This is a genomic window from Falsirhodobacter sp. 20TX0035 (assembly GCF_028307215.1).
Lineage (GTDB): Bacteria > Pseudomonadota > Alphaproteobacteria > Rhodobacterales > Rhodobacteraceae > Falsirhodobacter.
Window position 1 is genome coordinate 83,314 of record NZ_JAQMHV010000010.1, and the last position, 25,927, is coordinate 109,240.

The window sequence follows — 25,927 nt, forward strand, 5'->3', positions numbered from 1 at the left end:
TTTTTCATGCGGTCCGATACCGCATTCACAGGACGCCGATGACGAAATTTTCCGACCTCGCGCTTGACCCCCGCGTGCTGAAGGCCGTTCAGGAAGCGGGTTACGAGTCCCCTACGCCCATTCAGGCGCAAGCCATTCCGCACGCGCTGGAAGGCAAGGATGTGCTGGGCATCGCGCAGACGGGCACCGGCAAGACCGCCAGCTTCACGCTGCCGATGATCACCCTGCTGGGCAAGGGCCGCGCCCGTGCGCGCATGCCGCGCAGCCTGGTGCTGGCACCGACGCGCGAACTGGCCGCGCAGGTGGCCGACAACTTCGACACCTATGCCAAGCACACCAAGCTGACCAAGGCCCTGCTGATCGGGGGCGTGGCCTTCGGGGAACAGGACAAGCTGATCGACCGCGGCGTGGACGTGCTGATCGCGACGCCGGGCCGCCTGCTGGACCATTTCGAACGTGGCAAGCTGCTGCTTCAGGGCGTGCAGATCATGGTCGTGGACGAGGCCGACCGCATGCTGGACATGGGCTTCATCCCGGACATCGAGCGGATCTTCTCCCTTACCCCGTTCACGCGGCAGACGTTCTTCTATTCAGCCACCATGGCGCCCGAGATCGAACGCATCACCAACACCTTCCTGCAAGGCGCGGTGAAGATCGAGGTGGCGCGCCAGAACTCCACCTCCGCCACGATCGAGCAGATGCTGGTGCCGGTCACGCCGTCGCGCAAGGACCGCAGTTCGGCCGACAAGCGCAACGTGCTGCGCGACCTGATCCGCGCCGAGGGCGAGAGCTGCACCAACGCCATCATCTTCTGCAACCGCAAGATCGAGGTGGACGTGGTCGTGAAGTCGCTGAAGGCGCACGGCTTCAACGCCGGGGCGATCCACGGCGATCTGGACCAGCGCGTTCGAACGGCGACGCTGGACGGCTTCCGCGAAGGAACGATCCAGCTTCTGGTCGCCTCCGACGTGGCGGCGCGCGGGCTGGACGTGCCTTCGGTCAGCCACGTGTTCAACTTCGACGTGCCGACCCACCCCGAGGATTACGTGCACCGCATCGGCCGCACGGGCCGCGCGGGCCGCAAGGGCAAGGCCTTCACCCTGGCCACCCCGTCGGACGACAAATACGTGGCGGCGATCGAGGCCCTGGTCGGCCAGCCGATTCCCAGAGGAGAAACGCTCGTGGTTGCCGAAGACACGCCTGCGGCTGCTCCGGCGCCCGCACCCGCCCCACGCGCCGAGCGTGAGCCGCGCGCCGAACGCGAGCCCCGCCGTGGCCGCAACAGGCGCGAAGACCGGGAGCGCCCGGAACTCGCCGCCGCCGGGCCCGTGGGCCGGGACGGTCCGGTGGTCGGGATGGGGGATCACATGCCCGACTTCCTGACCCGCAGCTTCGCGCTGCCGAACGCGACGCCCGCCACCGAGGACTGATCCCAAGGCCGCGACACGTTAGCGGCCTTCTTCATTGCCGGGCATGAAAAAGGGTCGATGCGCTTGGCAACGACCCTTTTCCATTGGTAAACGGCGCCCGAAGGCGCCGTCGATCCTTATTCGTCCTGCAGACGGGAGATGACGACCGTCACCTCGGGCTTCTTGCCGATCTCGTCCTGGCCGACCTGCCGCGCCATCCGACGCAGGCCTTCCTCCAGACGATCATCGTCGCGCAGCAGCTTGGAGCCTGCGCCTTCCAGATATTCCGTCAGCTCCTTCTCCAGCGTGTCGGAGAAGGGGGCACCGTTCCGGCCCTTGGCCGCCAGACCCATGACCTCGACCCAGACCTCGCCCAGCAGCTCGTCGGACTCGTCCAGCAGCAGCGTCACCAGCACATGGCCGTTCAGTGCCAGACGGATCCGGTCGCGCACCACACCATCGAAGGCGCCGATCAGCATGCCGCCGTCCAGATAGATGCGCTTGGGCTCCACCCGCTCCACCGGAACCGGGGAGTTGCCGGTGATATCCACCATCATGCCGTTGGTCACGACCGCGCTGCGGATGCCCGCGTCGGTGCCCAGACGGGCGTGCTGGCTCAGATGCCGGTGTTCGCCGTGCATCGGGATCAACATCTGCGGCTTCACGATCGAATGCACCGCCACCAGATCGGGACGGTTCGCGTGACCCGACACGTGATAAAGGCCGCCCGCATCGTCCTGCAGGTTCACGCCCATTTCCGAAAGCTGGTTCATGATCCGGCCCACGGGCCGTTCGTTTCCCGGAATGGTGCGCGAGGAGAAGAGGAACGTGTCCCCCGCCTTCAGCTCGATCCCCAGATACTTGCCACGTGACAGTTGCGCCGTCGCGGCGCGCCGTTCGCCCTGCGATCCGGTGACGATCAGCAGCACGTTGTCGCGCGGCATCTCCAGCACCTGCTCGGGGCTGATGGTGGGCGGGAAGTCCGTCAGGATGCCGGTTTCCTGCGCCGTGGCGACCATGCGGCGCATGGCGCGCCCCAGAAGGCAGATCGACCGGCCCGACGCCTGCGCCGCATCCGCCAGCGTCTTCAGCCGCGCCACGTTGGACGCGAAGGTGGTCGCCACGACCATGCCGCGGGCGTTGCCGATCAGCTCTCGCAGCGGGCCGGCCAGCGTGCTTTCCGAACGGCCGGGATGCAGCGTGAACACGTTGGTGGAATCGCACATCAGCGCCTTCACCGGGCGTTCCGACGCGATCGCCTCGAACGAGGCGGGATCCCACGGTTCCCCCACCACGGGGGCCGGGTCCAGCTTGAAGTCGCCCGAATGCACGATCCGGCCGGCCGGCGTGTCGATCACGAGGGCGGAGCTTTCGGGGACCGAATGGCTCAGCGGGGCGAACTGGACCTGGAAGGGCCCGGCCTCCACCACATGGGGGCGCGGCTCCACGATGGTGATCGTGTCGCGCGGCAGACCCTGATCCTGCAGCTTGTGCTGACCGATGGCGGCCGTGAAGCGGCGGGCGTAGACGGGCGCGTTCAGCTTGGGCCACAGATGGGCCAGCGCGCCGATGTGATCCTCGTGCGCGTGGGTGATGAAGATCGCCTCGATCCGGTCGGCGCGCGCTTCCAGCCACGACACGTCGGGCAGGATCAGGTCCACGCCCGGCGTCGTGTCCATGTCGGGGAAGGTCACGCCCAGGTCGACCACGATCAGCCGTTCGCGCCCCGGGGCGCCATAGCCGTAGACGTAACAGTTCATGCCGATCTCGCCCGCGCCGCCAAGGGGGAGGTAGATCAGCCGCTCGTTCGTCATGCCTTGTCCAGTTCCATGTTGTAATGGTGTATGAGGACCAGACCGTGCATGGTCAGATCGTCTTCCACCGTGTCAAATAGGTCGAACCCCTGATCAAACAAAGGGGCAAGCCCGCCGGTTGCGATAACCTTCAGCGGACGTTCGCGTTCCAGGCGTATCTGGCGCACGATGCCTTCCACCAGGCCGATATACCCCCAATACACGCCCGACTGCATGCAGGCCACCGTATTCGTGCCGATCGCCTGGGCCGGGCGGCTGACATCCACGTGGGGCAAGGCGGCCGCCGCCATGTGCAGGGCCTCCAGGCTCAGGTTCACGCCGGGGGCGATCACGCCGCCGATATAGGCGCCGTCATGGTCCACCACGTCGAAGGTGGTGGCGGTGCCGAAGTCGACAACCACCAGATCGCCCCCGTGCCGCTGAAAGCCCGCCACGGTGTTCACCAGCCGGTCCGGCCCCACGGTGACGCCCTGATCCACGCGGGGGGCGACCGGCAGGCGGCATTCGGGCTTGCCCACCACCAGCGGGCGGCAGTTGAAGTAGCGGTTGCACAGGACGCGCAGGTTGAACACCACCCGCGGCACGGTGGAGGAGATGATCGCCTCCGTCACTTGCGGTTCCACCCCCGTCAGGCGCATCAGGCCGGTCAGCCAGACGAAGTATTCGTCCGCCGTCCGCGTGTGGTCGGTGGAGATGCGCCACGTGCCAAGGAACTTGCCGTCCCAGAGCGAGAAGACGGTGTTGGTGTTGCCGCAGTCAATGGCCAGAAGCATCGCTTCGCCTCCCAAAGAAGATGTCGGCGGCGGGTATGGGCAAGGGCCCCTCCGCCGTGTCGAGGATCAGCGCGCCCGAGGCGTCGATGGTGCGGAACACGCCTTCATGCGTGGCCGACATGGTGCGGGCGGTGATGGGTTCCCCCACGCGCGCGGCATGCGACAGGAAATCGTGGCGGATCGTGTCAAAGTCGGCGGCCAGTTGCGCTTCCCGCGCGGCAAAGGCCGGGGCCAGCCGGTCCAGAAGCTGCAGGGGCGTGATGTGCAGGCCGGTTTCGCCCTTCAGACTGACCGGCGGCAGCGCCCGCGGTTCCACCGACGCCGCGGGCGGCGCCCCGATCAGGTTGACGCCGATGCCGATGGCCAGCCGCCCCGCCTGCCCTTCCAGAAGGATACCGGACAGCTTGCCGCCGTTCAGAAGCACGTCGTTGGGCCATTTCAGAGCGAACACCTGCGGCAAGCCGGTCAGCGCCACCAGCGCGTCCCGCAGCGCCAGCGCGGCCACGAAGGACCGCAGCGCCATGCGTTCCGGCGGATCGTCCGGGGCAAGGATCAGGCTGCCATAGAAGTTGCCGGGGGGGCTGGACCAAGCGCGGCCGCGCCGTCCGCGCCCCGCCGTCTGTTCGGCCGCCACCACCCATGCGGGCACCTCCGTCAGCCGGAAGCCAAAGGCGTTGGTGCTGTCGACGGTGTCGAGCGTGTGGCGCCCGACACCGGTGGGCCAGTCCGCGGACACGCGTCAGCGGACGAGGGATTGGGCCGCGACCGCCGCGGCACCCTCGATCCCGAAGAGGTTCACGACACCCACCAGCATGATCGCCGCCGAGGCCATGAGGAAGACCCACTGCGTGCGCCCCATGCCGGCGTCGAGGGTGCTTTCCTCTTTCCCGAAATACATCAGGAACACGACGCGCAGGTAATAATAGGCCGCGACCACCGAGCCCAGCACCCCCAGAAGCGCCAGCCAGGTCAGACCCGCATCCACCGCTGCCTTCAGCACGTAGAACTTCGCGAAGAAGCCGATGAAGGGCGGCACCCCGGCCATGGACATGAACAGCGCCAGAAGGGCCAGCGCCTTGCCCGGCTCTTTCCTTGCATACAGGCTCAGGCTGTCGATGCGGGTGGTGGACACGCCGTCCCGCGCCATCGTCAGCATGAAGGCGAAGGTCCCCACGCTCATCACGACATAGATCGCGATGTAGATCAGCATGGCCTGCACGCCCTGCGCGGTTCCGGTCGCCAGCCCCATCAGCGCGAACCCCATGTGCGAGATGGAGGAGTAGGCCATCAGCCGCTTCAGGTCCGTCTGCCCGATCCCCGCGACGGAGCCGATGAAGATCGACAGCACCGCGATCACCGCCAGCACCTGCCCCCAGTCGCCCGGAACGCTTCCGAAGGCGTCGAAGACCAGACGGGCCAGGAAGGCGAGGCCCGCCACCTTTGGCGCGGTGGCGAAGAAGGCCGTCACGGGCGTGGGCGCGCCTTCATAGACGTCGGGCGTCCACATGTGGAACGGCGCGGCCGATATCTTGAAGGCGATCCCCGCCAGCATGAACACCAGACCGAACAGCAGTCCGATCGGCATCCCCTGCCCCAGCGTGGACAGGATGCCCGCGAACTGCGTCGTGCCGGCATAGCCGTAGGTCAGCGACGCGCCGTAAAGCAGCATCCCCGACGACAGGGCGCCGAGGACGAAATACTTCATCCCCGCCTCGGACGATTTGGGGCTGTCGCGCCGCAGGCTGGCCACGACATAAAGGGCAAGCGATTGCAGCTCGATCCCCATGTAGAGCGCGATCAGGTCGCCCGCCGACACCGTGATCATCATCCCCACGATCGAGAGGGAGATCAGGATCGGGTATTCGAACAGCATCAGCCCGCGCCGGGTCAGGTAGCTTTGGCTGATCACCAGCACGGCCGCGCCCGACAGCAGGATCATGACCTTGGTGAAGCGCGCGAACTCATCCTCCACGAACATGCCGAAGAAGGCGACATGGGCATTCGGGCCTGAGAGGGAGACCAGGAACGCCAGCAGCACGTAGACGGCCGCCGTCGCCCACATTAGCACGGGCGCCGTGCGATCCTTGCCCGCGAACGCCCCCACCAGAATGGCGCCGAGCGAGAAGAGCGTGAGCAGGAACTCGGGGAGGATGGCGGAAAAATCGGCGTGGGTCATCGTCGTCCCCTAGTTCGCTGCGGCCTGGATGCCCGCATCGGCGGGCAGCGCGGCCTGATAGGTCTGCGTCAGTTGCGCAGTGGAAGCCCCGATCACGTCGGTGACCAGCGCCGGATACAGTCCCAGCAAAAGCACGAACAGCACCAGCGGGGCGAACAGCGCCTTTTCGCGGCCGCTCAGGTCGGTCACGGACTTCAGCGCCTCCTTGATCAGGTCGCCCAGCATCACGCGGCGGAACAGGCGCAGCCCGTAGCCGCCGGCGAAGATCACGCCCGAGGTGGCGACCAGCGCGACCCAGGTGTTGACCTGGAAGGCTCCCATCAGTGTCAGGAATTCCCCCACGAAGCCGGAGGTGCCGGGCAGGCCAACATTGGCCATGGTGAAGAACAGGAACACCAGCGCATAGGCGGGCATGCGGGACTGCAGGCCGCCGAAAGCGTCCACGTCCTGCGCGCGCAGCCGGTCGATCACCACCCCGGCGCACAGGAACATCGCGGCCGAGATGAAGCCATGCGACACCATCTGGAAGATGGCCCCGTCGATCCCCTGCTGGTTGGCCGAGAAGATGCCCAGCGTCACGAAGCCCATATGCGCGATGGAGGAATAGGCGATCAGCCGCTTGATGTCGTGCTGCACGAAGGCCACGAGCGAGGTGTAGACGATCGCGATCGCCGACAGCCACAGCATCAGCCCCTGCATCACGTCCGACCCCACCGGGAACATGCCGAGCGAGAAGCGCAGGAAGCCGTAGCCGCCCATCTTCACGAGGATCGCCGACAGCGCGACAGTCGCCGCCGTGGGCGCCTGCACATAGGCGTCCGGCTGCCAGGTGTGCAGCGGCCACATCGGCAGCTTCACCGCGAAGCTGGCGAGGAAGCCCAGGAACAGCAGCGTCTGAAGCCCGCCCATCACCGTGATCCCGGCCACCGTCAGCGGCGAGGAGGCGAAGTTGTGCTGCAGCAGCGCCACGATGTCCGTGGTGCCGGAGTCGAAATACATGGCGATCATCGCCACCAGCATCAGGACCGAGCCGAGGAAGGTGTAGAGGAAGAACTTGAACGCCGCGTAAAGCCGCTGCTTGCCGCCCCAGATGCCGATCAGCAGCGCGCCGGGGATCAGGGTGCCTTCGAAGAAGACGTAAAACAGCACCAGATCCAGCGCCGAGAAGACGCCGATCATCAGCGTTTCCAGCACGAGGAAGGCGATCATCATCTCCTTGACGCGGTGTTTGACCTTCCAGCAGGCGCCGATCACCACCGGCATCAGCACCGTGGTCAGCAGGACGAACATGACGGAGATCCCGTCCACGCCCATCTTGTAGCGCAGGCCGCCGATCCAGGCGTGATCCTCCACGAACTGGAAGCCGGGGTTGGAGCGGTCGAACCCAAAGTAAAGGAAGAGCGAGATCAGGAAAGTCGCCACCGTGGCCAGCAGCGCCAGCCACTTGGCGTTCTTGCGCGCGGCCTCGTCCTCTCCGCGCAGGAAGACGGCAAGGATCAGCGCCGCGATCGCGGGGATGAAGGTGACGATGGAAAGAAGGCTGTCCATCAGCGCGATCCCCCTGTGAAGCTGACCCAGGTGACCAGGGCGGCGATGCCCAGGACCATGGCGAAGGCGTAGTGGAACACGTAGCCGGACTGCATCCGCTGCGCGAGGCGGGTGATCGCCGGGATGAGGCCGAGCGACACCCCGTTCACCACCCCGTCGATCCCGCGGTCATCGCCGCGCCGCCAGAACCACGACCCCAGACGCTGCGAGGGGCGCACGAAGATCGCCTCGAACAGTTCGTCGAAGTACCACTTGTTCAGCAGGAAGGCGTGAAGTCCGCGCGCGCTGGTCGCCAGACGTGCCGGCATCCCGGGATCGCGCAGATACATCATCCAGGCCAGAACCAGACCCACCAGCATCGCCACGAAGGGCGAGGCCGCGACCCAGGCCGGACCCTCGTGCGCCTCGTGCAGCACGTGGCCGTTCATGGCCAGGCTTTCGCCGAACCAGGCACGGACGGTCGACTCCTCGCCGAAGAAGACGTTGCGCCAGACCACGCCGGCCAGAACCGCCCCGACAGACAGCACCGCCAGCGGGATCAGCATGCTGCGGCCCGCTTCATGGGCATGGGCATGAAGCTCCGGCTTGCGCGGGGTGCCGAAGAAGGTCAGGAACATCAGCCGCCAGGAATAGAAGGCCGTCATCGCCGCCGCGATCACCAGCATCCAGAAGACGAGGCCGGAATTGACCCATGCCACCTCGATGATGGCGTCCTTCGACACGAAGCCCGCAAAGCCGATATAGGTGAAGGGAATGCCCACGCCGGTGATGGCCATGGTGCCGATCATCATCGCCCAGAACGTCGCCGGCATCTTCTTGCGAAGGCCGCCATAGTTGCGCAGGTCCTGATCGCCGTTCATCCCGTGGATGACCGATCCGGCCGCAAGGAACAGCAGCGCCTTGAAGAAGGCGTGCGTCAGCAGGTGGAACATGGCCGCCGAATAGACGCCCATCCCCGCCGCCACGAACATGTAGCCCAGCTGAGACGCCGTCGAATAGGCGATCACGCGCTTGATGTCGTTCTGCACGAGGCCGACGGTGGCCGCGAAGAAGGCGGTCGCGGCCCCGATGACCACGATCAGCGCCTGCGCGTTCGGCGCGACTTCATAAATCGGGGACATGCGGCAGATCAGGAACACCCCTGCGGTGACCATGGTCGCCGCGTGGATCAGGGCGGACACCGGGGTCGGCCCCTCCATCGCGTCGGGCAGCCAGGTGTGCAGGCCCAGCTGCGCCGATTTGCCGGCCGCGCCGATGAACAGCAGCACGCCCACGATGGTGGCGGCGTTCCATTCGATCGACAGGAAGGACAGCGTCGTCGCCGCCATGTCCGGCGCCGCGGCGAAGATGTCGTCGAACCGGACCGAGTCCGTCAGGAGGAAGATCGCGCCGATGCCCAGAAGGAAGCCGAAATCGCCCACGCGGTTCACGACGAAGGCCTTGATGGCCGCGGTGTTCGCGCTCGTCTTGCGATAGTAGAAGCCGACCAGAAGGTAGGAGACGAGACCAACGCCCTCCCAGCCGAAGAACAGCTGCACGAGGTTGTCGGCCGTGACCAGCGCCAGCATGGCAAAGGTGAAGAGCGAGAGGTAGGCGAAGAAGCGGGCCTTGTAGGCCTCCCCCTCGCGGAAATTGTGGTCATGCGCCATGTAGCCGAAGCTGTAGAGGTGCACGAGCGCGGACACCGTGGTGACCACGATCAGCATCACCGCCGTCAGACGGTCCAGCCGGATCGACCAGTCGGTGGACAGGCTGCCGCTTTCGACAAAGCGCATCAGGGTGACGTGCAGCGTGCCGCCGTCGAAGCCGAGGAAGACGATCCAGGACAGCACCGCCGCCAGCGCGACCAGCGCCGTGGCGATGACCTGCCCCGCGAATTCCCCGATCCACCGCCAGGCCAGGCCACAGATCAGCGCGCCCAGAAGCGGCGCCAGAAGGATGATGGTCGTCATCGGATCAGCCCTTCATCACGTTGACGTCTTCGACGTCGATCGTGCCCTTGTTGCGGAAGAAGGTCACGAGGATCGCAAGACCGATCGCCGCCTCGGCCGCGGCCACGGTCAGCACGAACATGGTGAAGATCTGTCCCGTCAGATCGCCCAGATGGCTGGAAAAGGCGACGAGGTTGATGTTCACCGCCAGCAGCATCAGTTCGATCGACATCAGGATGACGATCACGTTCCTGCGGTTCAGGAAGATGCCGAAAATCCCGACGACGAACAGCGCCGCCGCGACCACGAGGTAATGTTCCAGTCCGACCATGCTACAGCCCCTGCCCCGGTTTCACGTCCTTCAGCTCCATCGCCTTGGCCGGATCGCGCCACATCTGGTGCAGCACGTTCTGCCGCTTCACGTCCGACCGGTGGCGCAGCGTCAGCACGATGGCGCCCATCATGGCGACCAGCAGCACCAGTCCTGCCATCTGGAACAGAAGAAGGTAACGGTCGAACAGCACCATGCCGATGGCGCGCGTGTTCTCCACGTCCGTCGGCGTCACGGTCTGGCGCAGGCCAAGGGCGCCGTCCGCCTGCACCCAGGCGCCCACGCCCAGCACCAGCTGGACCAGCAGGATCAGCCCGATGAAACCGGCGATGGGCACATAGCGCAGCATCCGGCCCTTCAACTCGCCGAAATCGACGTCCAGCATCATGACGACGAACAGGAACAGCACGGCCACGGCGCCGACATAGACGATGATCATCAGCATCGCCACAAACTCGGCCCCCAGCAGGACGAACAGCCCGGCCGAAGACAGGAACGCCGTGATCATCCACAGCACCGCATGCACCGGATTGCGCGAAATGGTCACGCAGATCCCGGCCACGACCGTGACGATGGCGAAAGCGTAGAAGGCGAAGATCGCAAAGGTCATGGCATCCTCACCGGTACGGGGCGTCAAGCTCGAGGTTGCGGGCGATCTCCGCCTCCCACCGCGCGCCGTTGTCGAGAAGCTTCTGCTTGTCGTAGAACAGCTCCTCCCGCGTCTCGACCGAAAACTCGAAGTTCGGGCCTTCCACGATGGCGTCCACCGGGCAGGCTTCTTGGCAGAAGCCGCAATAGATGCACTTCGTCATGTCGATGTCGTAGCGCGTGGTCCGGCGGGATCCGTCCTCGCGCGGTTCGGCGTCGATCACGATGCATTGCGCAGGGCAGACCGCCTCGCACAGCTTGCAGGCGATGCACCGCTCCTCGCCGTTCGGATACCGGCGCAGGGCGTGTTCGCCCCGGAAGCGCGGCGACAGCGGGCCCTTTTCATGCGGGTAGTTGATCGTTTCCTTCGGGGCGAAGAAGTACTTGAACCCCAGCCCGAAGCCCTTGATGAAATCAAACAGCAGCGCGTAACGGGTCGCACGACCCCAGTCGATGGCCTGAGTCATTGTCAGCCTCCCATCGCCCAGCGGGCCCAGAAGCCGCCGAACACTTCGAATTTCGCCAGAAACGCCACCAGAACCACCCAGCCCAGCGACAGCGGAAGGAAGACCTTCCAGCCGATCCGCATCAACTGGTCATAGCGGTACCGCGGCGTGATCGCCTTCACCATCGCAAACAGGAAGAAGAAGAACGCCATCTTCAGCACCATCCAGAACGCGCCGTCCGGCAGGCCCGGGATGGGCGACAGCCAACCGCCGAAGAACAGCAGCGACAACAGCGCGCACATCAGGAAGATCGCGATGTATTCCCCTGCCATGAACAGCAGGAACGGGGTGGAGGAGTATTCCACCTGATAGCCGGCCACCAGTTCGGATTCCGCTTCGGGAAGGTCGAAGGGCGGGCGGTTGGTTTCGGCCAGCGCCGAGATGAAGAACAGCACCACCATCGGCAGGTGCGGCAGCCAGTACCAGTTCAACAGGCCTAGATCGCCATCCTGCGCGCGCACGATGTTCCCGAAGTTCATCGACCCGGTGGAGATGATGATCCCGATGATGATCAGGCCCAGCGACACCTCGTACGAGATCATCTGCGCGGCGGAACGCAGCGAGCCGAGGAACGGATACTTGGAGTTCGACGCCCAGCCGCCCATGATCACTCCATACACCTCCAACGAGGAGGCGGCGAAGACGAAGAGCACGGCCACGTTGATGTTCGACAGCACCCAGCCGTCGGCGAACGGGATCACGGCAAACCCGAACATCGCGAGGATGAAGGACAGAAGCGGCGCGAGGAAGAAGACGAAGCGGTCGGCGCCGGCCGGGACCACGATCTCCTTCACGATGTATTTCAGCGCGTCGGCGAAGGTCTGCAGCAGGCCCCACGGCCCCACCACGTTCGGCCCCCGGCGCATCTGCACCGCGGCCCAGACCTTGCGGTCGCCATAGACCATGAAGATCAGCGCGATCATCACGAAGGCGACCACGCCCAGCGACTGCAGCGCCGTCAGCAGCGTGATGCCCAGTCCCGTTTGAAGAAAATCGGCCATGATGTCCCCCTACACCGTCGGAATCGACTGCGCCTTGCAGTCGGCCACGGTCGGCGCCGCCTCGATGATGGCCCCAGTCTGCGGCCGGTCGGCCGAGATGAGGTAGACCGCGTCGGCCTTCCAGCCGGCCCCGCGGTCGTCGATGTTGGTGCGGATGCGGCGGACATAGCTTTGCCCGCGCACCAGCGCGTATTGTGCCGCCGCGCAATCGGTATAGGCGTCGATGTCGGCCGCGGCGCGCGGACGTTCGATCGCCACGCGGAAGCCCACCAGATCGTCGGAAATCCGCATCGTCTGCACGCCAAGATACCGCGGCGCCGGCAGCGGATCACGCCCTTCCCGCGCCGCAGGAACCTCCTGCGGCAGCGTGGAGGCGCAGGCCGTCAGTCCCATCACCGTCACGAGCGCCACCTTCCTCATTCGGCCGCCATCGGCGCCGCGGCCCGCTGCGCGGCCAGCGACGACAGTTCCGCCATCAGGACGGAGGCGCGGGCGATCGGGTTGGTCAGGTAGAAGTCGCGCACCACCGTGCGGAAATCGGCCTGCGCCGGTTCGCGCCGCTCCAGCGGCTGCCAAGCGTTTTCCGGCACCTGGTCGATCCGGCCCAGATGCGGGACGGCCGCCACCATGCGCTGGCGCAGCTGGCCCAGCGTGTCGAAGGGCATCGCCGCCCCCAGTTCCGCTGACAGCGCGCGCAGGATCGCCCAGTTCTCCTTGGCATCGCCGGGCGGGAAGCCCGCGCGCAGCGCCAGTTGCGGACGGCCCTCGGTGTTCACGAACAGGCCGTTTTCTTCGGTATAGGCGGCGGCGGGGAGGATGATGTCCGCCCGGTGCGCGCCGCGATCGCCGTGGCTGCCCTGATAGATCACGACCGGGCCCGGCGCGATGTCGATCTCGTCCGCGCCAAGGTTGTAGACCACGGCCGCCCCGGTCAGGGCAGCGGTCAGCCCCCCTTCGGTCACCGCGCCCACATCCATCGCCCCCACGCGCGAGGCCGCCGTGTGCAGGACCAGCAGGCCCGCGCCCGTGGCCTTGGCCAAGGCCATGGCCTGGCCCAGAACCGCCGCGCCGTCGGCCTCGGTCAGCGCGCCCTGCCCGACGATGACGATGCCGCCGGCGTCGGCTTCCGCACCGTTCACCAGACGGGTCAGGCTGTCGCGGCCCGTACCCACATGGTCGTAGTCGTAGGTCAGGTCCACCGGTGCGCCGATCAGCGACACGGCGGCCCCGTTCAGCCACGCCTTGCGGATGCGGGCGTTCAGCACCGGCGCTTCCAGACGCGGATCGGTGCCGATCAGCGTGATGCGCTTGGCCGTATCGATATCCTCGATCCGGGCGGTGCCGACATAGGCGGAACGGTTGCCGGCCGGCAGGCGCGCGCCGTCCGTGCGGCATTCCACGCGCCCGTTCTGGTTCTCCAGCATCATCTTCAGCGCAAAGGCGGCCTCGGTCGGGACCAGATCGCCGATCAGGCCGGTCACCGGCTGGTTGCGCATCGCATCCGCGGCGGCGCGCAGCGCCTCGGGCCACGTGGCGCGGCGCAGCTTGCCGTTTTCGCGGATATAAGGCGTGTCCAGACGCTGGCGGCGCAGGCCGTCCCAGATGAACCGGCTCTTGTCGCTGATCCATTCCTCGTTCACGCCGTCATGGTTGCGCGGCAGAATGCGCATGACTTCGCGCCCCTTCGTGTCCACCCGGATGTTGGACCCAAGGGCGTCCATCACGTCCACGGATTCGGTCTTCGACAGTTCCCACGGGCGCGCCGTGTAGGCATAGGGCTTCGACGTCAGCGCCCCCACCGGGCACAGGTCGATGATGTTGCCCTGCAGGTTCGAATCCAGCGTCCGGTTCAGGTAGGAGGTGATCTCCGCATCCTCGCCCCGGCCGGTCTGGCCCATCTGGTCGATACCCGCCACCTCGGTCGTGAAGCGGACGCAGCGCGTGCAGGAGATGCAGCGCGTCATCGCCGTCTTGACCAGCGGGCCGAGGTTCAGCTCCTCCGACACCCGCTTGGGTTCGCGATAGCGCGAGAAGTCGACGCCGTAGGCCATCGCCTGGTCCTGAAGGTCGCACTCGCCCCCCTGGTCGCAGATCGGGCAGTCCAGCGGGTGGTTGATCAGGAGAAACTCCATCACCCCCTCCCGCGCCTTCTTCACCATGGGCGAGTTGGTCTTGACGACCGGCGCCTCGCCGTTCGGACCGGGCCGCAGGTCCTTGATCTGCATCGCGCAGGAGGCCGTCGGCTTCGGCGGGCCGCCCACCACTTCCACAAGGCACATCCGGCAGTTGCCCGCGATGGACAGCCGTTCGTGATAGCAGAAGCGCGGAACCTCGACGCCCGCGTATTCCGCGGCCTGCAGGATCGTCATGGACCCGTCGACTTCGTATTCCACGCCGTCGATGCTGATCTTGCGAAGGTTGCTCATGTCCGGTCCCCCCGGTCAAAACGTGTCATCGGCAAGCCCCCTCGAACACCCAGTTCGGGGCCTGGTATTTCCCGACCACGGTCGGGTCGAAGCGCAGCATCCGGTTCGCACAGGCCCGCGCGGCCACATCCTTGGCCAGCTTTCCGTCATCATAGCCCAGGGGATCCACCGTGTTGTAGATGGCCATGGTCATCCCCTGCACGGGCACGACCCCCTTGCGGGTGATGCTGTGTCCGAGGCCGGCCGGCTGAAGGACCGACACGAAATTGCCGTCCTGAAGGCTGGGCGCGGGCGGCCGCGCCGCCTCGGCCGAGCAGCCCGCCAGCGCCAGCACTGCCATGATGCGGATCGCCTTCATTCGGCCGCCATCGCCCCCATGCGACCGGTGCGCTTGGCCTTGATGCGGTCCTCGATCTCCTCGCGGAAGTGGCGGACGAGGCCCTGGATCGGCCAGGCCGCCGCGTCGCCCAGGGCGCAGATGGTGTGCCCCTCGATCTGCTTGGTGACGTTGATCAGCATGTCGATCTCCTCGACCTCCGCTTCCCCCCGCACCAGCCGGTCCATCACGCGCATCATCCAGCCGGTGCCTTCCCGGCAGGGCGTGCACTGGCCGCAGCTTTCGTGCTTGAAGAACTTCGACAGCCGCCAGATCGCCTTGATGACATCCGTGTTCTGATCCATCACGATCATGCAGGCCGTCCCGAACGAGGACTTGTTCTCGCGCATCCAGTCGAAGTCCATCAGCGCGTCCTCGCACAGATGGGCGGGCAGGATCGGGCAGCTGGCGCCGCCGGGGATCACGGCCTTCAGGTTCTTCCACCCGCCGCGCACACCGCCGCCATAGCGGTCGATCAGCTCGCGCATCGGGATGGACATCGCCTCTTCCACCACGCAGGGCGTGTTGACGTGCCCCGTCATCGCGAACAGCTTCACGCCCACGTTGTTCGGCCGCCCGAAGCTGGAATACCATTCCGGCCCGCGGCGCAGGATCGTCGGCACGACCGAGATCGATTCGACGTTGTTCACCGTGGTCGGGCAGCCGTACAGGCCCGCGCCCGCCGGGAACGGTGGCTTCATGCGGGGCATGCCCTTCTTGCCTTCCAGGCTTTCCAGAAGGGCCGTCTCCTCGCCGCAGATGTAGGCGCCGGCGCCGTGATGCACGAAGACGTCGAAGTCGTAGCCCGACCCGCAGGCGTTCTTGCCCAGGAAGCCCGCGTCATAGGCCTCGTCGACCGCCGTCTGCAGGCTTTCCTTTTCGCGGATGTATTCGCCGCGCACATAGATGTAGGCCGCGACCGCGCCCATCGCGAAGCCCGCGATCAGCGCGCCTTCCACCAGATGGTGCGGGTCGTGGCGCAGGATCTCGCGGTCCTTGCAGGTGCCGGGTTCGGATTCGTCGGCGTTGATGACCAGATAGGACGGACGCCCGTCCGACTTCTTGGGCATGAACGACCACTTAAGGCCTGTGGCGAAGCCCGCCCCGCCCCGGCCGCGCAGGCCGCTGGCCTTCACCTGGTCGATAATCCAGTCCCGCCCGTTGGCAAGGATGGCCCCCGTGTTGTCCCAAAGGCCACGCTTCTGCGCGCCCGCAAGCGTGCGTTCGTGCATGCCGTAGATATTCTGGAAGATCCGGTCCTGATCCTTCAACATCTTCTCACTCCTTCCGGCGCTTGCGCCAGATGCGGACGGTCAGCACCGCCCCCCAGATGAAACCGGCCAGCGCCAGCAGATCGAACACCAGCATCAGCGGCGGCGACCAGCCGAGGCCCCGTCCCACCCACTGAATCAAGAGCCAGCCAAGCGCCGTGCCGCCAAAGATCAGCGCCGCACGGCGTGCGGCCAGATCCTCGGACAGGCGTGGGCCGGTCTCCATCAGACGTCATCCTTCTTCGGAGCGTCTTCGTTCACCTGCTGGCCGGGTTCGGCCGTGGCCGTGCCGCCGGGGGCCGTGCCCTTGTCGTCCATGCGTGCGGCCGACTTTTCGGACGATTCCTCCAGCGTCAGGCCGGTGTCGTCGATCGGATGCCCGCCGCTCAGCGTCGGTTCGCCCTGCAGCGGGGCCTCGTCGACCTCCTCCTGCACCTGCCACGGGGTGCGCAGCGGCACCTCGGTGCCGTCGATGCGCTTGATCGTGTCGCCGATCTCCAGCGCGCGCTGGACGGACCAGTTGTAGGGGGCGCGATCCTCGATGCCTTCGGCCAGCGCGGTCGGGCCGCCCTTGGCCTCGGCGCCGTAGCGGCCGTTCTGCGGACCGGGCTGCGGAACCTCGCCCGCGGCGAAGCGGTCGATCAGGTCGCGCAGCACCTCGGGCGTCAGATCCTCGTAGTTGTCCTTGCCGATCTGGGCCATGGGCGCGTTGGAACAGGCGCCCAGACACTCCACCTCCTCCCACGAGAAGCGGCCGTCGGCCGACAGCTGGTGGGAATTCGCGGCGATCTTTTCCTTGCAGACGGCGATCAGCTCCTCGGCCCCGCAAATCATGCAGGTGGTGGTGCCGCAGATCTGGATATGCGCCACCGTGCCGATCGGCGCCAGATGGAACATGAAGTAGAAGGTCGCCACTTCCAGCGCACGGATGCGCGGCATCTCCAGCATGTCGGCCACGTATTCGATCGCCGGACGGGTCAGCCAGCCTTCCTGTTCCTGCGCGCGGAACAGCAGCGGGATGATGGCCGAGGCCTGACGCCCTTCGGGGTATTTGGTGATCTGGCCACGGGCCCAGGCCAGGTTCGCCGGGGTGAAGGCGAAGCTGGCGGGCTGTTCAGTGTGCAGGCGGCGCAGCATCAGCGGTCGACCTCTCCGAAAACGATGTCCATGGTGGCGATGATGGCCGCGACGTCGGCCAGCTGGTGGCCTTTGGCCAGCATATCCATCGCCTGAAGATGCGGGAAGCCCGGGGCGCGGATCTTGCAGCGATAGGGTTTGTTCGTACCGTCGGACACCAGATACACGCCGAACTCGCCCTTGGGCGCCTCCACCGCGCAGTAGATCTCTCCCGCCGGAACGTGGAAGCCTTCGGTGTAGAGCTTGAAGTGGTGGATCAGCGACTCCATCGACCGCTTCATGTCGGCCCGCTTCGGCGGGGTGATCTTGCCGCGCGCCAGCACGTCGCCGGGCGTCGCCCGCAGCTTGGTGCAGCACTGCTTCACGATCTTCACCGACTCCACCATCTCGGCCATGCGGCACAGATAGCGGTCGTAGCAGTCGCCGTTCTTGCCCACGGGGATCTGGAAGTCGAACTCGTCATAGCATTCATACGGCTGCGAACGACGCAGGTCCCAGGCCAGCCCCGAGCCGCGGGCCATGATGCCCGACATCGACCAGTCCATCACCTGCTGCTGCGACACGACGGCGATGTCCACCGTCCGCTGCTTGAAGATGCGGTTTTCGGTGATCAGCTCGTGGAAGCGGTCCAGCACGGCGGGGAACGTCTCACACCACGCCTCGATGTCGTCGATCAGCTGTTCGGGAATGTCCTGATGCACGCCGCCGGGCCGGAAATAGGCCGCGTGCAGGCGCGCGCCGCTGGCGCGTTCATAGAACACCATCAGCTCCTCGCGCGGGACGAAGGTCCAGAGGGGGGCGGTCAGCGCGCCCACGTCCATCCCGCCGGTGCCCACGTTCATCAGGTGGTTCAGAAGCCGACCCAGTTCGGCGAACATCACCCGCAGCAACGACGCACGCCGCGGCACGACCGTGCCCGTCAGCGCCTCGATCGCAAGGCACCAGGCGTGTTCCTGGTTCAGCGGGGACACGTAGTCCAGCCGGTCGAAATACGGCAGGTTCTGCAGGTACGTCCGGCTTTCCATCAGCTTCTCGGTGCCGCGATGCAGAAGGCCCACATGGGGGTCGCAACGCTCCACGATCTCGCCGTCCAGCTCCAGCACAAGACGCAGCACGCCGTGCGCCGCAGGGTGCTGCGGGCCGAAGTTCAGGTTGAAGTTGCGGATCTTCTGCTCGGCCGTCTGGCCGCCGCCATGAAGCTCGTTCGCGCCGTCCATCATGTCAGAACCCCACCATGCTGCCGTGCCACGCGGCGGGCACCCGCCCGACGCGCTGCTGGACATATTCGTATTGCGGCGTCAGGACCCTTCTGGCCCGCGCCCGCATCGACGAAGGAAGCCATGCGGCCACCCCGCCATTCACCCGCTTGCCCATATCGACGGACAGGTCGGAAATTCCCAGAAACGCGGCCAGCCGGGCCAGGGCCGTTGGCTGCGTCATTTCCTCGTAGAACATCACGTGCAGCCGGTCTGGGCCTATCGCCCGGTCCAGCCGCGTCAAAGCGCCCGCATAGTCGCTGCGCGCCCAGGATGGCCCCCGCCCCGACAGCGCGTTTTCCATCCCCCGGCGGGCCAGAAGCCCTGCCATCCATGGCCAGCGCGCGGTCCGCGCGGCCTCCATCCGCACATTGCTCCACAACCGCTCCACCGGGTCGCGCAGCATGTAGATCATCTTCACGTCTGGCAAAAGGGCCAGTCGCGACAACATCCGCTGGGGCAAAAGCCCATAAGCCGGCGTGAAATCGGCCACGACCTTCTGCCCTTCCCGCCCCTTGCACAGGTATCCGGCATAAGCGCGCAGATTCAGCCGGTTGTGACGCAGCACCGCCAGCCAGTCGGAAAGGTCATCGCGCAGCGCACCGACCGACCGCGCGACCCGCGCCTCGATCCGCCGAACCTGCAACGCCCAGCGATCATGAAGCGCAGTGTTGAAGTAATGCAACTCCTTGATCCCGCGCAGGTGGCAGTCGCGATGCCCGGCCAGCTGGTCGAACAACCAGCTGGTCCCGGCCTTCGCGGCCCCCATGCCCAGAACAAGTGTCGGCGCTTGCGTCACGGTTTCGCCTTGTCGTCGCCCGGAAGGATGTAGTTGGCACCCTCCCACGGACTCATGAAGTCGAACTGCCGGTATTCCTGCGTCAGGCGCACGGGTTCGTAGACGACGCGCTTCTGCACCTCGTCATACCGAACCTCGGTATAGCCGCTGGTGGGGAAGTCCTTGCGCAGCGGATGACCACGGAAGCCATAGTCCGTCAAAAGGCGCCGCAGGTCCGGATGCCCCGAGAAGAGAATGCCGAACATGTCGAACACCTCCCGCTCGTACCAGTTTGCAACCGGGAAAAGCGAGGTCAGCGAGGGGACCATCTCCTCCTCGTCGATCGCGACCTTCAGGCGGATGCGCTGGTTCTGGTGCATCGACAGGAAGTGATACACCATGTCGAACCGCTTCGGCCGTTCGGGATAGTCCACGGCCGTGATGTCGGTCAGCACGCCAAAGCGCAGGGCCGGGTCCTGCTTCAGCTGCTCGGCCAGCCGTACAAGACTGTCCAGCGTGACATCAAGGCTCAGCACGCCAAAGCTGATGGACCGGTCCAGGACCGCGCCCTTGGCGCGGGCCTGGATCGTGAGGGCGAGTTCTTCGAGGGCTTCGTTCATAGTGGCTCCTCCTTACCGGGTCAGCGTGCCGGTTCGGCGGATCTTCCGCTGAAGCTGCAGAAGGCCGTACAGCAACGCTTCGGCCGTGGGCGGGCAGCCGGGGACGTAGATGTCCACCGGCACGATCCGGTCCACGCCCCGCACCACCGAATAGCTGTAGTGATAATAGCCGCCGCCATTGGCGCAGCTTCCCATGGAGATGACATAGCGCGGCTCCGGCATCTGGTCGTAGACCTTGCGCAGCGCGGGAGCCATCTTGTTCGTCAGCGTGCCCGCGACGATCATCAGGTCCGACTGGCGCGGCGAGGCACGCGGCGCGATCCCGAACCGTTCGACATCATAGCGCGGCATGGAGGTCTGCATCATCTCCACCGCGCAGCAGGCAAGGCCGAACGTCATCCAGTGGAGCGAGCCGGTGCGCGCCCAGTTGATCACATCCTCGGTGGAGGTCAGCAGGAAGCCCTTGTCCTGCAGTTCACGGTTCAGCGACTGGGTCGCGACCTCCCGGTCGCCGCCCGCGCTGTTGGTTCCGGTGCTCACGCCCATTCCAGAGCCCCCTTCTTCCATTCATAGATGAAGCCGACCGTCAGGACGCCCAGGAACACCATCATCGACCAGAACGCCATCATCGACAGCCCGCCGAAGGCCACAGCCCAGGGGAACAGGAAGGCGACTTCCAGATCGAAGATGATGAACAGGATCGACACCAGATAGAAGCGGACGTCGAACTTCATCCGGGCGTCGTCAAAGGCGTTGAAGCCGCATTCGTAGGCCGACACCTTTTCGGGGTCGGGATTGCGCACGGCCAGCAGCACCGCCGCGAGGATCATCACCAGACCCAACGCCACGACGATGACAAGAAAGACGACGAGCGGAAAATACTCTCGGAGAAGTCCGTCCACGAGTGGCTCCTTCGGCCAGCGGCCTTTGCGGCGCGCGCGAAAAGTTGCTGCCCTCCATGTATCCTCGCACAGGCCCACGGTCAACTGACGGGCCTGCGGAACGAGGTCAATAAAACAAGGATGTCACAGCAAGACGTTCAAAATATTCGAAACCCGTGCATGCCTTCGGATGCCATGGCATACCATCGAGTCGCGGCGGTCAGATCAGCGAGGCGACCACCGCCCCAAGGTCGTGATAGGATTCCAGCAGGGCGTCGGGTTCCAGCCGCCGGACCCCCTGCCCTTCGGGCCCGAAGGTGACCAGCGCAATCGGCACGCCGGCCGCCCGGGCCGTCAGAAAATCGGTTTCGGTGTCGCCCACCAGCATGGACGCCGTTCCGCCGACGCGGCGCACCGCCTCGTGATACGGAAATGGGTGCGGTTTCCTTTCCGACAAGGTGTCGGCGCCGATCATCGCGCCGAACAGATCGCGAACGCCCAGCTTCGCCAGCAGCGTCTCGGCCAGCCCTTCGGGCTTGTTGGTGCAGATGGCCGTGGCATAGCCGTCGCGCCGCAAGGCCTCCACCGCCTCGGCCGCGCCGGGGTAAAGCTTCGTGTGCACCGCGATGGCCTGCCCGTAATAGTCCAGAAGCAGGGGATACTGGTCCTCCACATCCACCTCGGTCCAGTCGATGCCCACGCGTTTGAAGCCCAGCCGCAGCATCGGCCGTCCGCCGCGCAGGGCGGTGCCGGAATCCGTGGCCATCGCCAGCGGCTCCCCATGCCCCAGCGCGCGGAAACAGGCGTTGGCCGAGGCGAGGAGATCCGCCGCCGTGTCGGCCAGCGTCCCGTCCAGATCGAAGACCACCGTGCGCATTGAAACCTCCGGAAAGAGAGTGTGACCGGTCCGCCCCTTGCGGCGGTCTGCCCAAGGGGTAAAACCACCGGCACAAGAAGACCAGAGGGACACATGGCCGGCACATCGCTTATCATCCTTGCTGCGGGGCTCGGCTCGCGCATGAATTCGGATCTGCCGAAGGTGCTGCACCCGCTGGCGGGCGCGCCGCTTTTGCATCACGCGATGCAGGCGGGCCGCGCGCTGGACCCCGTCCGCACCGTCATCGTGACGGGCCATGGCGCGGCCGAGGTCGAGAAGGCCGCCCGCGCCTACGACCCGGAGGTGGAGGTCGTGCTTCAGGCCGAACAGCTGGGCACCGGCCACGCCGTCGCACAGGCCGCGGGCCTTCTGGCGGGCCAGACGGGCGACGCCGTCGTGCTTTATGGCGACACTCCGTTCATCCGCCCCGAGACGCTGGAGGCGATGCAGGACGCCCGCGCCCGTCATGCGGTCGTGGTCCTCGGCTTCCGGCACGACGGCCCCGGCCGCTACGGCCGCCTTGTCACGCAAGGCGAGGCGCTGGAACGGATCGTTGAATACAAGGACGCGACCGAGGCGGAGCGGGCCATCCCCCTGTGCAATTCCGGCGTGATCTGCGCCCAGACCTCGGTCCTCCTGGATCTGGTCGCGGCGGTGGGCAACGACAACGCGTCGGGCGAATACTACCTGACCGACATCGTGCAGATCGCACGCGAACGCGGCCTGACCGCCGGCGTGGTGCTGTGCGATGAGGCCGAGACGCTGGGCATCAACACCCGCGCCGAACTGAGCCAGGCCGAGGCGGCCTTCCAGACCCGCGCCCGGGCCGAGGCGCTGGAGAACGGCGTGACCCTGACCGCGCCCGAAACGGTGTTCCTTGCGCTGGACACGGTGATCGGCCGCGACGCGGTGATCGGGCCGAACGTGGTCTTCGGCCCCCGCGTCACCATTGAAAGCGGGGCCGAGGTGCGCGCCTTCTGCCACCTGGAAGGCTGCCACATCTCTCGTGGTGCCACCGTCGGCCCGTTCGCCCGCTTGCGCCCCGGCGCCGAATTGGCCGAGGACGTGCATGTCGGCAACTTCGTGGAGATCAAGAACGCCGTTCTGGACGAAGGCGTGAAGGTCGGCCACCTGTCCTATCTGGGCGACGCCCATGTGGGGGAGCGAACGAACATCGGCGCAGGCACCATCACCTGCAACTATGACGGCGTGAACAAGCACCACACGGAAATCGGCCCCCGCGTCTTCATCGGGTCGAACACCATGCTGGTGGCCCCCGTGACCGTGGGCCGCGACGCCATGACCGGGTCGGGATCGGTTATTACTGAGGATGTGCCCGCCGAAGCGCTGGCCCTTGGCCGCGCCCGTCAGGTAACAAAGCCCGGCATGGCCGTCCGCCTGATGGACCTGTTCCTGTCCAAGAAGAAGAAAGGCTGACACATGTGCGGAATCATTGGCATTCTTGGAAAGAACGAAGTCGCCCCCCAACTGGTGGAGGCGCTGAAGCGGCTGGAATATCGCGGCTATGATTCCGCCGGGATCGCCACGGTGGACGGCACGGCGCTGGACCGGCGCCGGGCGGTCGGCAAGCTGGTGAACCTGTCGGACCTGCTGGTGCACGATCCGCTGCGCGGCAAGTCCGGGATCGGCCACACCCGCTGGGCCACGCACGGCGCGGCGACGGTGGAAAACGCCCACCCCCACAAGGCAGGCCGCGTCGCCGTCGTGCACAACGGCATCGTGGAGAACTTCCGCGAGTTGCGCGAGGAGCTGGCCGACGACGGCTACACCACGACCAGCCAGACCGATACCGAGGTCGTGGCCCTTCTGGCCGCCCGCGCCATGGACTGCGGCGCCTCCCCCCGTGATGCGGCCTTCGCCACGGTGGACCGGCTGCACGGGGCTTTCGCCCTCGCCTTCCTGTTTGACGGCGAGGATGACCTGATGATCGGCGCGCGCAAGGGCTCCCCCCTTGCTGTCGGGCATGGGGACGGGGAGATGTTCCTCGGCTCCGACGCGATCGCGCTGGCGCCCTTCACCAACCGCATCACCTATCTGGAGGAAGGCGACCGCGTCGTCCTGACCCGCGCGGGGGCCGAGATCACGGACGCCGCCGGCCGCCACGCCAACCGCGCGCTGGCCCGGATCGAGGTGGGGGCGACCCAGATCGACAAGGGCGGCTTCCGCCACTTCATGGCGAAGGAGATCGCCGAGCAGCCGGCGGTCCTTGCCGACGCGCTGGCCCATTACGTGCGCGACGGGCAGCTTCAGATGCCACTGGACTTTTCCGACACGGACCGCCTGACGCTGGTGGCCTGCGGCACCGCCCATTACGCCTGCCACGTCGCGAAATACTGGTTCGAGCAGATCGCCCGCCTGCCGGTCGAAATCGACATCGCGTCCGAGTTCCGCTACCGCGATCCCGTCCTGACGGACCGCCAATGGGCCGTCTTCGTCAGCCAGTCGGGCGAAACGGCCGACACGCTGGCCGCCCTGCGCCACGCCTCGGGTCAGGTGGGGAAAACGGTGGCGGTGGTGAACGTCGCCACCTCCTCCATCGCGCGGGACGTGGACGTGGCCCTGCCCATCCTCGCGGGGGTGGAGGTGGGCGTCGCCTCCACCAAGGCGTTTTCCTGCCAGCTTCTGGTTTTGCTGCTGATGGCGCTGAAGGCCGCGCATGACCGGGGCCGCCTCAACGACGCGGGGCTGACCGCGCATCTGGCCGATCTGGCCACCCTGCCCGGCCTGATGAACCAGACCCTGGCCGTGGCCGATCCCATCGCCGCGCTGGCCGACGGCCTGGCCGAAGCGCAGGACATCCTGTTCCTCGGCCGCGGCCCGATCTACCCCCTCGCCCTTGAAGGCGCGCTGAAGATGAAAGAGCTGAGCTACATCCACGCCGAGGGCTACGCTTCGGGCGAGCTGAAGCACGGCCCCATCGCCCTGATCGACGCGCATGTGCCGGTGATCGTGTTGGCCCCGCGCGACGCGCTGTTCGAAAAGACCGTGTCCAACATGCAGGAGGTGATGGCCCGCCACGGCCGCGTTCTCCTCATCTCGGACGAGACGGGATTGCAGGAGGCGGGCGGGGATTGCTGGCGCACGCTGCGGATGCCGGACGTCCCCGCCTTGCTGGCCCCGCTGATCTATGCCATTCCCGCGCAACTTCTGGCCTATCACACGGCCGTGGCGAAAGGGACCGATGTGGATCAACCGCGCAATCTTGCCAAATCGGTGACGGTCGAATGACCCCGCTGGACGCCCTGCGCGCCGGGGGCAGCCCCGACCGCGCCGCCGAAGCCGCCGCGCGGCACGAAACGGACCGCGAATATCTGGGCACCCCCCTTCCCGCGATCGACGCGCTGGTGGCCGAATGGCGGGCCGAACTGTCGGTGGAGGAGCGCGTGGCGCTGGCCGGCTCCCTTTGGCACAGCAACGTGCACGAGGCGCGGATCGCCGCCGCCCGCCTGCTGCTGCAGGCCCGCCTGCGCCCGGACGAGGCCGCGTGGCGGCTGGTGCAGGACTGGATCGGGCAACTGGACAACTGGGCCATCGCCGACGCCGTGGGCAAGGCCGCCGAAAAGCGCGTCATGGCCGATCTGGCCCGGTTGGAAGAGGTGACGCAATGGCTCGCCTCGGAAAACGCTTGGGCCCGTCGCAGCGCGCTGATCGCCACCAACCCGCTGGCCAAGAAGAACAACGCCAAGCCCGAGGAGTTGGACGCAAGGGAAGAGGTGCTGGACTGGCTGGTGGACCTGCTGGCCGATCGCGATTGGCATGTGCAGAAGGCCATCGCGACCTGGCTGCGGGACCTGTCGAAGCACGATCCCGAGCGGGTGCAGGCCTTTCTGGCCGAACATGGCGAGGTCATGCGCGGTTTCACCCGCAAGGATGTCGCCAAGGCCGTGTGACGCGAAGGTGTTCTGCGGAATGTGACCTTTGGCCATGCAAGCAGGAAACGCCCTTTAAAGCATGTCGCCGGGATGCCGCAGGGCATGAGGACGTGGCATGTCGCCCGTGCCGCTCGGAGGGGAACGGGCGTTGCGGCAGCGCAGCCGGCGCTGCGGAGCAGTGAGCAGTGAGCGGATGACCGGTCACGGTCACGGTCACGGTCACGGTCACGGTCACGGTCACGGTCACGGTCACGGTCACGGTCACGGTCACGGTC

26 protein-coding genes are annotated in these 25,927 nt (G+C 66.4%); 4 read left to right on the forward strand and 22 right to left on the reverse strand.

Going from position 1 to position 25,927, the window contains the following annotated elements; translation table 11 throughout:
• The first annotated feature begins 38 nt into the window (after nucleotides 1–38).
• On the forward strand, nucleotides 39–1,430 hold the full coding sequence (locus PIJ50_RS11825) for a DEAD/DEAH box helicase (RefSeq protein WP_271975504.1): 1,392 nt from the start codon (nucleotides 39–41) through the stop codon (nucleotides 1,428–1,430).
• A gap of 116 nt (nucleotides 1,431–1,546) precedes the next feature.
• On the opposite strand, the gene PIJ50_RS11830 is transcribed toward PIJ50_RS11825, so the two are convergent.
• The 22 genes from PIJ50_RS11830 to PIJ50_RS11935 all read right to left on the reverse strand — a co-directional run bounded on the left by PIJ50_RS11830 (nucleotide 1,547) and on the right by PIJ50_RS11935 (nucleotide 21,759).
• Nucleotides 1,547–3,223 carry a ribonuclease J gene (locus tag PIJ50_RS11830; protein ID WP_271975507.1) on the reverse strand — a complete coding sequence of 559 codons (1,677 nt, stop codon included), beginning with the start codon at nucleotides 3,221–3,223 and terminating at the stop codon, nucleotides 1,547–1,549.
• The gene (locus PIJ50_RS11835; RefSeq protein WP_271975509.1) at nucleotides 3,220–3,996 is read right to left on the reverse strand and encodes a type III pantothenate kinase; all 777 of its coding nucleotides are present in this window, start codon (nucleotides 3,994–3,996) and stop codon (nucleotides 3,220–3,222) included. The genes PIJ50_RS11830 and PIJ50_RS11835 overlap by 4 nt, the downstream gene beginning before the upstream one ends.
• Nucleotides 3,980–4,732, reverse strand: coding sequence for a biotin--[acetyl-CoA-carboxylase] ligase (locus PIJ50_RS11840; protein WP_271975511.1), 753 nt, complete (start codon nucleotides 4,730–4,732; stop codon nucleotides 3,980–3,982). The genes PIJ50_RS11835 and PIJ50_RS11840 overlap by 17 nt, the downstream gene beginning before the upstream one ends.
• A gap of 3 nt (nucleotides 4,733–4,735) precedes the next feature.
• Nucleotides 4,736–6,172, reverse strand: a complete 1,437-nt coding sequence (nuoN, locus tag PIJ50_RS11845; RefSeq protein WP_271975513.1) for an NADH-quinone oxidoreductase subunit NuoN — start codon at nucleotides 6,170–6,172, stop codon at nucleotides 4,736–4,738.
• A gap of 9 nt (nucleotides 6,173–6,181) precedes the next feature.
• A complete protein-coding gene (locus PIJ50_RS11850) occupies nucleotides 6,182–7,720 on the reverse strand; it encodes an NADH-quinone oxidoreductase subunit M (RefSeq protein WP_271975515.1) in 1,539 nt (512 codons plus the stop codon).
• Nucleotides 7,720–9,672 (reverse strand): NADH-quinone oxidoreductase subunit L, encoded by a 1,953-nt coding sequence (nuoL, locus tag PIJ50_RS11855; RefSeq protein WP_271975517.1) that lies wholly within the window; start codon nucleotides 9,670–9,672, stop codon nucleotides 7,720–7,722. The genes PIJ50_RS11850 and nuoL overlap by 1 nt, the downstream gene beginning before the upstream one ends.
• 4 nt (nucleotides 9,673–9,676) lie before the next feature.
• On the reverse strand, nucleotides 9,677–9,982 hold the full coding sequence (nuoK, locus tag PIJ50_RS11860; RefSeq protein ID WP_271975519.1) for an NADH-quinone oxidoreductase subunit NuoK: 306 nt from the start codon (nucleotides 9,980–9,982) through the stop codon (nucleotides 9,677–9,679).
• 1 nt (nucleotide 9,983) lies between these two features.
• Nucleotides 9,984–10,592 carry an NADH-quinone oxidoreductase subunit J gene (locus tag PIJ50_RS11865; protein WP_271975520.1) on the reverse strand — a complete coding sequence of 203 codons (609 nt, stop codon included), beginning with the start codon at nucleotides 10,590–10,592 and terminating at the stop codon, nucleotides 9,984–9,986.
• Between the two features lie 7 nt (nucleotides 10,593–10,599).
• On the reverse strand, nucleotides 10,600–11,097 hold the full coding sequence (gene nuoI, locus PIJ50_RS11870; RefSeq protein ID WP_271975521.1) for an NADH-quinone oxidoreductase subunit NuoI: 498 nt from the start codon (nucleotides 11,095–11,097) through the stop codon (nucleotides 10,600–10,602).
• Between the two features lie 2 nt (nucleotides 11,098–11,099).
• Entirely contained in the window at nucleotides 11,100–12,137 is a 1,038-nt protein-coding gene (gene nuoH, locus PIJ50_RS11875) for an NADH-quinone oxidoreductase subunit NuoH (RefSeq protein WP_271975523.1), read from the reverse strand.
• A gap of 9 nt (nucleotides 12,138–12,146) precedes the next feature.
• Complete coding sequence (locus PIJ50_RS11880) at nucleotides 12,147–12,557, reverse strand: YNQ4 family lipoprotein (protein WP_271975524.1); 411 nt, start codon at nucleotides 12,555–12,557, stop codon at nucleotides 12,147–12,149.
• Nucleotides 12,554–14,563: an NADH-quinone oxidoreductase subunit NuoG gene (gene nuoG, locus PIJ50_RS11885; RefSeq protein WP_271975526.1), complete on the reverse strand. Its 2,010-nt coding sequence runs from the start codon at nucleotides 14,561–14,563 to the stop codon at nucleotides 12,554–12,556. The genes PIJ50_RS11880 and nuoG overlap by 4 nt, the downstream gene beginning before the upstream one ends.
• A 25-nt stretch (nucleotides 14,564–14,588) precedes the next feature.
• Nucleotides 14,589–14,921 carry a hypothetical protein gene (locus PIJ50_RS11890; protein ID WP_271975528.1) on the reverse strand — a complete coding sequence of 111 codons (333 nt, stop codon included), beginning with the start codon at nucleotides 14,919–14,921 and terminating at the stop codon, nucleotides 14,589–14,591.
• The gene (gene nuoF, locus PIJ50_RS11895) at nucleotides 14,918–16,213 is read right to left on the reverse strand and encodes an NADH-quinone oxidoreductase subunit NuoF (RefSeq protein ID WP_271975530.1); all 1,296 of its coding nucleotides are present in this window, start codon (nucleotides 16,211–16,213) and stop codon (nucleotides 14,918–14,920) included. Before nuoF ends, PIJ50_RS11890 begins: the two co-directional genes overlap by 4 nt.
• A gap of 4 nt (nucleotides 16,214–16,217) precedes the next feature.
• The gene (locus PIJ50_RS11900; protein ID WP_271975532.1) at nucleotides 16,218–16,436 is read right to left on the reverse strand and encodes a DUF5337 family protein; all 219 of its coding nucleotides are present in this window, start codon (nucleotides 16,434–16,436) and stop codon (nucleotides 16,218–16,220) included.
• Nucleotides 16,436–17,347: an NADH-quinone oxidoreductase subunit NuoE gene (nuoE, locus tag PIJ50_RS11905; protein ID WP_271975535.1), complete on the reverse strand. Its 912-nt coding sequence runs from the start codon at nucleotides 17,345–17,347 to the stop codon at nucleotides 16,436–16,438. Before nuoE ends, PIJ50_RS11900 begins: the two co-directional genes overlap by 1 nt.
• On the reverse strand, nucleotides 17,347–18,567 hold the full coding sequence (locus PIJ50_RS11910) for an NADH-quinone oxidoreductase subunit D (protein ID WP_442900734.1): 1,221 nt from the start codon (nucleotides 18,565–18,567) through the stop codon (nucleotides 17,347–17,349). Before PIJ50_RS11910 ends, nuoE begins: the two co-directional genes overlap by 1 nt.
• A gap of 1 nt (nucleotide 18,568) precedes the next feature.
• A complete protein-coding gene (locus PIJ50_RS11915; protein ID WP_271975537.1) occupies nucleotides 18,569–19,402 on the reverse strand; it encodes a sulfotransferase in 834 nt (277 codons plus the stop codon).
• Nucleotides 19,399–20,001 (reverse strand): NADH-quinone oxidoreductase subunit C, encoded by a 603-nt coding sequence (locus PIJ50_RS11920; protein ID WP_271975538.1) that lies wholly within the window; start codon nucleotides 19,999–20,001, stop codon nucleotides 19,399–19,401. The genes PIJ50_RS11915 and PIJ50_RS11920 overlap by 4 nt, the downstream gene beginning before the upstream one ends.
• Before the next feature lie 12 nt (nucleotides 20,002–20,013).
• Nucleotides 20,014–20,547 carry a NuoB/complex I 20 kDa subunit family protein gene (locus tag PIJ50_RS11925; RefSeq protein WP_271975539.1) on the reverse strand — a complete coding sequence of 178 codons (534 nt, stop codon included), beginning with the start codon at nucleotides 20,545–20,547 and terminating at the stop codon, nucleotides 20,014–20,016.
• Entirely contained in the window at nucleotides 20,538–20,903 is a 366-nt protein-coding gene (locus PIJ50_RS11930; protein WP_271975541.1) for an NADH-quinone oxidoreductase subunit A, read from the reverse strand. The genes PIJ50_RS11925 and PIJ50_RS11930 overlap by 10 nt, the downstream gene beginning before the upstream one ends.
• 199 nt (nucleotides 20,904–21,102) lie before the next feature.
• Complete coding sequence (locus PIJ50_RS11935) at nucleotides 21,103–21,759, reverse strand: HAD-IA family hydrolase (protein WP_271975543.1); 657 nt, start codon at nucleotides 21,757–21,759, stop codon at nucleotides 21,103–21,105.
• Between the two features lie 93 nt (nucleotides 21,760–21,852).
• Here PIJ50_RS11935 and glmU point away from each other — a divergent pair, with 93 nt between their 5' ends.
• The 3 genes from glmU to PIJ50_RS11950 are packed head-to-tail and all read left to right on the forward strand — an operon-like array spanning nucleotide 21,853 to nucleotide 25,670.
• The gene (gene glmU, locus PIJ50_RS11940; RefSeq protein WP_271975544.1) at nucleotides 21,853–23,196 is read left to right on the forward strand and encodes a bifunctional UDP-N-acetylglucosamine diphosphorylase/glucosamine-1-phosphate N-acetyltransferase GlmU; all 1,344 of its coding nucleotides are present in this window, start codon (nucleotides 21,853–21,855) and stop codon (nucleotides 23,194–23,196) included.
• A gap of 3 nt (nucleotides 23,197–23,199) precedes the next feature.
• Nucleotides 23,200–25,008 (forward strand): glutamine--fructose-6-phosphate transaminase (isomerizing), encoded by a 1,809-nt coding sequence (gene glmS / locus PIJ50_RS11945; RefSeq protein WP_271975546.1) that lies wholly within the window; start codon nucleotides 23,200–23,202, stop codon nucleotides 25,006–25,008.
• Nucleotides 25,005–25,670, forward strand: a complete 666-nt coding sequence (locus PIJ50_RS11950) for a DNA alkylation repair protein (RefSeq protein ID WP_271975548.1) — start codon at nucleotides 25,005–25,007, stop codon at nucleotides 25,668–25,670. The genes glmS and PIJ50_RS11950 overlap by 4 nt, the downstream gene beginning before the upstream one ends.
• Nucleotides 25,671–25,927: the final 257 nt, after the last annotated feature.

Excerpts from the sequence above, each read along its gene's own strand:
- PIJ50_RS11850 (WP_271975515.1), bottom strand. The coding sequence starts at position 7,720 with ATGGACAGCCTTCTTTCCATCGTCACCTTCATCCCCGCGATCGCGGCG.
- nuoN (WP_271975513.1), bottom strand. The coding sequence starts at position 6,172 with ATGACCCACGCCGATTTTTCCGCCATCCTCCCCGAGTTCCTGCTCACG.
- PIJ50_RS11920 (WP_271975538.1), bottom strand. The coding sequence starts at position 20,001 with ATGAACGAAGCCCTCGAAGAACTCGCCCTCACGATCCAGGCCCGCGCC.
- PIJ50_RS11835 (WP_271975509.1), bottom strand. The coding sequence starts at position 3,996 with ATGCTTCTGGCCATTGACTGCGGCAACACCAACACCGTCTTCTCGCTC.
- nuoE (WP_271975535.1), bottom strand. The coding sequence starts at position 17,347 with ATGCTGCGCCGCCTGCACACTGAACAGCCCGCCAGCTTCGCCTTCACC.
- nuoH (WP_271975523.1), bottom strand. The coding sequence starts at position 12,137 with ATGGCCGATTTTCTTCAAACGGGACTGGGCATCACGCTGCTGACGGCG.
- PIJ50_RS11865 (WP_271975520.1), bottom strand. The coding sequence starts at position 10,592 with ATGACCTTTGCGATCTTCGCCTTCTACGCTTTCGCCATCGTCACGGTC.
- PIJ50_RS11935 (WP_271975543.1), bottom strand. The coding sequence starts at position 21,759 with ATGCGCACGGTGGTCTTCGATCTGGACGGGACGCTGGCCGACACGGCG.
- nuoI (WP_271975521.1), bottom strand. The coding sequence starts at position 11,097 with ATGACTCAGGCCATCGACTGGGGTCGTGCGACCCGTTACGCGCTGCTG.
- PIJ50_RS11910 (WP_442900734.1), bottom strand. The coding sequence starts at position 18,567 with ATGATGGACGGCGCGAACGAGCTTCATGGCGGCGGCCAGACGGCCGAG.
- PIJ50_RS11950 (WP_271975548.1), top strand. The coding sequence starts at position 25,005 with ATGACCCCGCTGGACGCCCTGCGCGCCGGGGGCAGCCCCGACCGCGCC.
- PIJ50_RS11925 (WP_271975539.1), bottom strand. The coding sequence starts at position 20,547 with ATGGGCGTGAGCACCGGAACCAACAGCGCGGGCGGCGACCGGGAGGTC.
- nuoK (WP_271975519.1), bottom strand. The coding sequence starts at position 9,982 with ATGGTCGGACTGGAACATTACCTCGTGGTCGCGGCGGCGCTGTTCGTC.
- PIJ50_RS11825 (WP_271975504.1), top strand. The coding sequence starts at position 39 with ATGACGAAATTTTCCGACCTCGCGCTTGACCCCCGCGTGCTGAAGGCC.
- PIJ50_RS11900 (WP_271975532.1), bottom strand. The coding sequence starts at position 16,436 with ATGGAGACCGGCCCACGCCTGTCCGAGGATCTGGCCGCACGCCGTGCG.
- nuoF (WP_271975530.1), bottom strand. The coding sequence starts at position 16,213 with ATGTTGAAGGATCAGGACCGGATCTTCCAGAATATCTACGGCATGCAC.
- nuoL (WP_271975517.1), bottom strand. The coding sequence starts at position 9,672 with ATGACGACCATCATCCTTCTGGCGCCGCTTCTGGGCGCGCTGATCTGT.
- PIJ50_RS11890 (WP_271975528.1), bottom strand. The coding sequence starts at position 14,921 with ATGAAGGCGATCCGCATCATGGCAGTGCTGGCGCTGGCGGGCTGCTCG.
- PIJ50_RS11880 (WP_271975524.1), bottom strand. The coding sequence starts at position 12,557 with ATGAGGAAGGTGGCGCTCGTGACGGTGATGGGACTGACGGCCTGCGCC.
- glmS (WP_271975546.1), top strand. The coding sequence starts at position 23,200 with ATGTGCGGAATCATTGGCATTCTTGGAAAGAACGAAGTCGCCCCCCAA.
- PIJ50_RS11830 (WP_271975507.1), bottom strand. The coding sequence starts at position 3,223 with ATGACGAACGAGCGGCTGATCTACCTCCCCCTTGGCGGCGCGGGCGAG.
- glmU (WP_271975544.1), top strand. The coding sequence starts at position 21,853 with ATGGCCGGCACATCGCTTATCATCCTTGCTGCGGGGCTCGGCTCGCGC.
- nuoG (WP_271975526.1), bottom strand. The coding sequence starts at position 14,563 with ATGAGCAACCTTCGCAAGATCAGCATCGACGGCGTGGAATACGAAGTC.